Source organism: Bacteroidota bacterium (assembly GCA_018831055.1).
In the GTDB taxonomy this organism is placed as follows: Bacteria; Bacteroidota; Bacteroidia; order Bacteroidales; family B18-G4; genus M55B132.
On sequence record JAHJRE010000036.1, the window covers coordinates 1 to 5430 of the forward strand.

The 5430-nt window shown below is 40.5% G+C and carries 5 protein-coding genes; all 5 read left to right on the forward strand.

All coding sequences use genetic code 11. The features are described from left to right. The coding region (locus tag KKA81_02380; GenBank protein ID MBU2649758.1) for a group II intron reverse transcriptase/maturase at positions 1 to 952 on the forward strand (952 nt) is incomplete at its 5' end. 168 nt (positions 953 to 1120) lie between these two features. Next, positions 1121 to 2749, forward strand: a complete 1629-nt coding sequence (locus KKA81_02385) for a T9SS type A sorting domain-containing protein (GenBank protein ID MBU2649759.1) — start codon at positions 1121 to 1123, stop codon at positions 2747 to 2749. A gap of 303 nt (positions 2750 to 3052) precedes the next feature. Next, positions 3053 to 3715 carry a (Fe-S)-binding protein gene (locus KKA81_02390; protein MBU2649760.1) on the forward strand — a complete coding sequence of 221 codons (663 nt, stop codon included), beginning with the start codon at positions 3053 to 3055 and terminating at the stop codon, positions 3713 to 3715. 70 nt (positions 3716 to 3785) lie between these two features. Then, positions 3786 to 4247, forward strand: a complete 462-nt coding sequence (locus tag KKA81_02395) for a hypothetical protein (GenBank protein MBU2649761.1) — start codon at positions 3786 to 3788, stop codon at positions 4245 to 4247. Positions 4248 to 4990: 743 nt separating this feature from the next. Then, positions 4991 to 5430, forward strand: a 440-nt coding sequence (locus KKA81_02400; protein ID MBU2649762.1) for a group II intron reverse transcriptase/maturase, incomplete at its 3' end; no start/stop codon positions are given.

Sequence of the window (5430 nt, forward strand, 5' to 3'; positions counted from 1 at the left end):
GCCAAGATTTGAGAAAATATTCAGTCCACATTCTTATGGCTACCGACCGGGAAAGAATGCCCATCAGGCATTGGAATCGGTCAGAGAAAATTGCTGGATGATGGATTGGGTTATTGATCTTGACATTAAAGGGTTCTTTGATAACATTCACCATGACAAACTGATGCTTGCATTAAAGAAGCACGTTAATGAGCCTTGGTGCCTGATGTACATCATGCGGTGGTTAACAGCGCCTGTACAAGCAAATACCGGGGAACTGGTATTAAGGCAGGGCAAAGGGACACCACAGGGCGGAGTTATCAGCCCCTTGTTAGCAAACCTGTTTCTGCATTATGCACTGGACAAATGGTTGGAACAAACGCACTCAGCGGTAAGATATGTGCGTTATGCCGATGATGCCATACTTCACTGCAAGAGTAAAGTACAAGCCGACTATGTGCTGCGTAATCTTAGCAAACGGATGCTACAATGTGGTTTGGAGTTACACCCTGAGAAGACGAAACTTGTTTACTGTAAAGATCACAGGCGACAAGAAAACCACAAATCGGTAAAATTTGATTTCTTGGGGTACTCATTTCAGCCACGCACAACAATGTCGAAGAAGACAGGAAAATTGTTTCTTGGGTTCGACTGCGCAATTAGCATAAGTTCAAAGAAGCGCATAGTAAGGAAGATGTGGGAAATGGACATTGAACACCTGACGCATAAAAGCATCGTAGGAGTGGCGCAATTTCTGGAACCGTATATCCGGGGATGGGTCAACTACTATGGAAAGTTCAGGTTATGGGAGATGAACCCAATTTTTCAACTATTAAGGAGGAGGCTTGTTATGTGGGCACGCAAACGGTACAAACGTTACAAAACGAGCATAAACCGTGCGTATAACTGGTTAAAACGGATTAAGGAACAGTTTCCGGGACTGTTTTACCATTGGCGTTTGGGATTCTCGTAATGAAAAGCGTAGATTTGTATAACAAGAGCCGGATGAGCTGAGAGGTTCAAGTCCGGTTCTGTGAGAGGCTTGGGGTGAAACTCCCCTTGCCTACTCGACCCGCCAACCGTTGTAGGCAATGCTAAGAAGACCGTTAAACGTATGACATGAAATGGAATCTAAAGAAACATGAAATATAAAGGACTAATAACTACTGTTGCTTTACTGATACTCTTAACAAGTCAGATTAAAGCCCAAAGTCAGGTAAATTGGTTTACCTTTTCAAAAGACTATTATCCCGGCACCTATGACACTAACAACAAGTATCTGGGTGGCACCGACCTGATGTATCTGGTCAACCATAAAGGCAAGCTGTGGGCTGGTACCAGCGTTTGGAACGACAATCCCGGCTCCGACCCCACACCGGGGCCGCAGATTCTCTATAAGGAAAGTTCATCATCCAACTGGACGGTGGATACCAGTATGGGAACCGGCTATTTGCGAACGGATGCTTTCTATTCATTTGTTTTCACAGAAGATAAGTTCGGGAATCCATTGCCACAACCCGATACGCTTTTGTTGGCCAGTTTCAGCGACCTTACAGCTCCTTACGATATATGTGTTTGGGTGCGGGATGATTTAAATAATACATGGATTAAAACTGTGGTTTATCCCAATGTGAGTAGTCAGAATAACAGTTATATCCGTCACATGTATCTTTATGAAGACAAAGTAACCGGCATTCAACACATTTTTGTTGCCGGAGTTACCGCAGTCATCAGAGGGGCATACAATACTGCATTACCCGGCAAATTGGAGTGGCAAAGCATAGAGATTACAGGACCTCAAAGAATGTTGAGTTCAACTGTTTGTAACAATGATTACTATGTAGCATTTGGAAGCGATGGAAATCTAACCAACCAGGGCGGTCTATTCAGAAGAAATGACGGTGCAAGCCCTACCTGGAGTTTTATTTATGAATGGCCAGACACCAACGCTTTAAACGGCAAGGAAACAAGTTTTAGGGGCATGACAGCAGTTAAAGACCCGCTTGGTGGGAATCATCAGGTGATTGTCGGATTTCCGGAGAATATGCGTTCTTCCATCAGAATAGACCCAGTGAATAATACTCAAATTGTAGAAGTCAATTGGCGTTCGTTTTTCAGAAATCTATGGGGATTTCCCACCTTCACCGACTTTAATTATGCCGCTTACAACAACATGGTTGAACTGATTGCCCCTGATAATGGCGATACCTGTTTGCTGGCGGGCGTTTGGCTCACCTATCCCGATGCTTATGGCACCGTAAACAGAAATAATTCGTGGTATTTAGTAAGAAGGCCAAACGGAAACTGGCACTATGGACAAGTCATTGACTCGCTGAACCTGATACCAGCAGGAACAGGACTTCAAGCCACAAGGACAATCATTAAATCACCCTTTTATGACGAACCCAATGTTTATTATTTCGGTGGAATGGATGCCGGTGGTACTAATCCTGTGTTTCATAATACTGCATGGATTTACAAAGGGACATTACAAAGCCCAATCACGGGTATATCAGATTTTGAAAACCAATTATCTGCAATCGTTATTTATCCCAACCCGACTCAAAACCAACTGACTATTTCCAATTTACCTTCTTCATTCAAGGGTTTTGTAAGTATATACAATTCAGTTGGACAACTTATTCAATCAGAACAGAAAAGTGGTTCGCAATTTTTTTTACAAACTGGACAACTTTCAAACGGTATCTATTTCATACAAGTGAAATCAGAAACTGGGGAGATGACTACGAATAAATTTATCAAAGAATGATAAGAAGCACTGCCTACAACAGCGTTTATGTGGCAATAGCGGGTGCAGTGGTAAATCGAAGGTCTATGCTTCTAAGAAACTTTGTGCTAAACGGACAGGAAAGTGCTTTTAATCCGCTACTGCACATACACGCAAACCGTTAGCACCCATAGCAGGAAAGACATCAACCTATTGAAAGACAACGTAAAAAGAATAAAAAGAAAAAGCCCAAAATAAAAAAGATGAATTAGAAAAATGCCATGTTTGGAATATAGAAAAATTAAATAAAATCAGAATTATTATCACTTTTAGTTGAGTAATGCCATGAAAAACACACAAAATAAATTTGCTCCCGGATGTGCATTAATGTTGTATAAGCCTGAATTAGCTAAAAAAGTTCATACTATTTTGAATAATTCTATTGGCGTAATGGATTTGCATTTAACTTGCTGCAGACACACTCCTGATTTTACACAAAAAGCCAATATTATTAATATATGTCCGGGATGCAATAAGCGATATAAAAATGACTATGAACAAACTACGACAGAATCATTGTGGGAAATTCTTGCTGAACTTGATGATTTTCCATTTCCTGATTATAAAGGCGAATCAATGACTATACTTGATGCTTGCCCTACTCGAGATGAAGATAAAATTCATAATGCAATTCGACTTCTTTTAAGTAAAATGAATATAAATGTTATTGAACCAGCAAAAACAAGAAAAAAAGGTAAATGTTGCGGAGATACTTTTTATGGTGTGTTGTCAATATCAAAAGTAAAAGAGCAAATGAAAAACAGGGCTGATGAAATGCCGGTGTCGAACGTTGTTGTTTACTGCGTTTCTTGTACAAAGGCTGTTTTTATAGGTGGAAAACGACCTCGCTATTTGATTGATTTGCTCTTTAATGAGAAAACCATTAAAAAGACTATTGAACCAGATATCTGGCATAAAGAGTTAGATGTTTATATTTCAGAACACTAAGTGTAATAATGAACCAAGCACTAAAAGAATCATCGCCAAATATCTTAATAAATAACATAAGAAAAATCAAATGAGAACTTATAAGCCGAGAAGAATAGAATTTAAAGAAGTCTTTGAAATAAATGATTGGAAAATAAAAATTTATATGATTACGAAACTGGTAGAATTCAATCATCCTGAATTTTATAAAAATGTTAAAGCAGAAATCCCCAAATGGCTGAAAATGGAAAACAGCTTTAATTCAGAGAATGATAAAATCGGTTTCCTGATAATCCACTCGGGAACTGAAGGTATTTTCTCGGTAATTAATTGGTGGGTCGGAATAAATATGCTTAATACACATATATTTTTAACCCGTATTGAACAACTTGATAAATTTGAAAAAATATCCGGTGATGGACTTGCACCATGTATCTGGGAGCTTGAAGTAATTAATCATGAAAGAATTTCCTGGATATCCAACATACTTAAACAAGAGCCAATGATTGATTATCAAGATTATCTCGAAGATGTTTTTAATAGAGAAATTTAACAGTTGTAGGACTTAAAATATGATTTATTTTGGGCTTATACAATAGGTTGATAATGAAAACGATAGAAAAAGCTACGGGTGCTAACAGGCGGTCATAAACAATTGCGGGCGAGGCAGTTAAGCGATGTCGCAAAGCTCGTTTCAGCTTCATCTTGTCCTGAAAGGGGCGTACCTCGTAATCCGCAACTGTTCATAGTGTGCCGAGAAGCAGTGAATCGGCAATAATGTTCATTGCATGCTGTAATTGAGATGGTGGAATCCGGCGATCGCCGGATGAACCACCGGTGTCGTCTTGCAGGAGGGGGCATCAAACCACCTGAAGGTGCTATGTTTAAGAGGCATGGTGCTGAGCGTTTAGGAAAAGGCTGTACCATGAGTATGGTCAGGTATGGATAAAGGAGATGAACGCAAGTGAACCGCTGAAGAGGTGTCGGGAAGTTGCTATATTCTGTCAAAAGCTGTAGAGTATGAAATGCAGTTATAAGTACAGCAGAAACCTGTTTACTGGCTGTATGGCAGACGTCATTCAGGCGGCATGACCTTTTATCCGGGCTTAATTACGGAACTCGGGAACCTGCACTGCAATGTTAAGGGAAGGACGCAATGGAATCACCCCAAAGGTCATAAACCGAAGAGCTGTGCAGGGACGGATTGCCCCGTAGTAGTGATGAAGCTTCTGTAATGGGAGTGGAGCAAAGGGGGCAAGTTATACAGGATCATAACATTAAACAACTCGCAAGAGGATGAATTTATGGGATGAGACAAAATCGGTACCGGTAAGCAAGGAACAAGTATGGCTTGCTTACAAGAAAGTGCGTTCCAACCAAGGAAGCGCAGGTATAGATCAGGTTAGCATGGATGAATATGATGCTAACAGGTCGAAATACCTGTACAAGCTATGGAACAGGATGGCATCGGGGAGCTATTTCCCACCTCCGGTCAAAGAGGTTGAGATACCTAAGAAAGACGGTAAAACCCGTAAACTTGGGATTCCAACCATCAGCGACCGTGTGGCACAAATGGTGGTGAAGGATTATCTTGAGCCAAGATTTGAGAAAATATTCAGTCCACATTCTTATGGCTACCGACCGGGAAAGAATGCCCATCAGGCATTGGAATCGGTCAGAGAAAATTGCTGGATGATGGATTGGGTTATTGATCTTGACATTAAAGGGTTCTTTGA

Bases quoted from the DNA above. Each gene is read 5' to 3' on its own strand.
- KKA81_02385 (MBU2649759.1), top strand. From the start codon at position 1,121: ATGAAATATAAAGGACTAATAACTACTGTTGCTTTACTGATACTCTTA.
- KKA81_02390 (MBU2649760.1), top strand. From the start codon at position 3,053: ATGAAAAACACACAAAATAAATTTGCTCCCGGATGTGCATTAATGTTG.
- KKA81_02395 (MBU2649761.1), top strand. From the start codon at position 3,786: ATGAGAACTTATAAGCCGAGAAGAATAGAATTTAAAGAAGTCTTTGAA.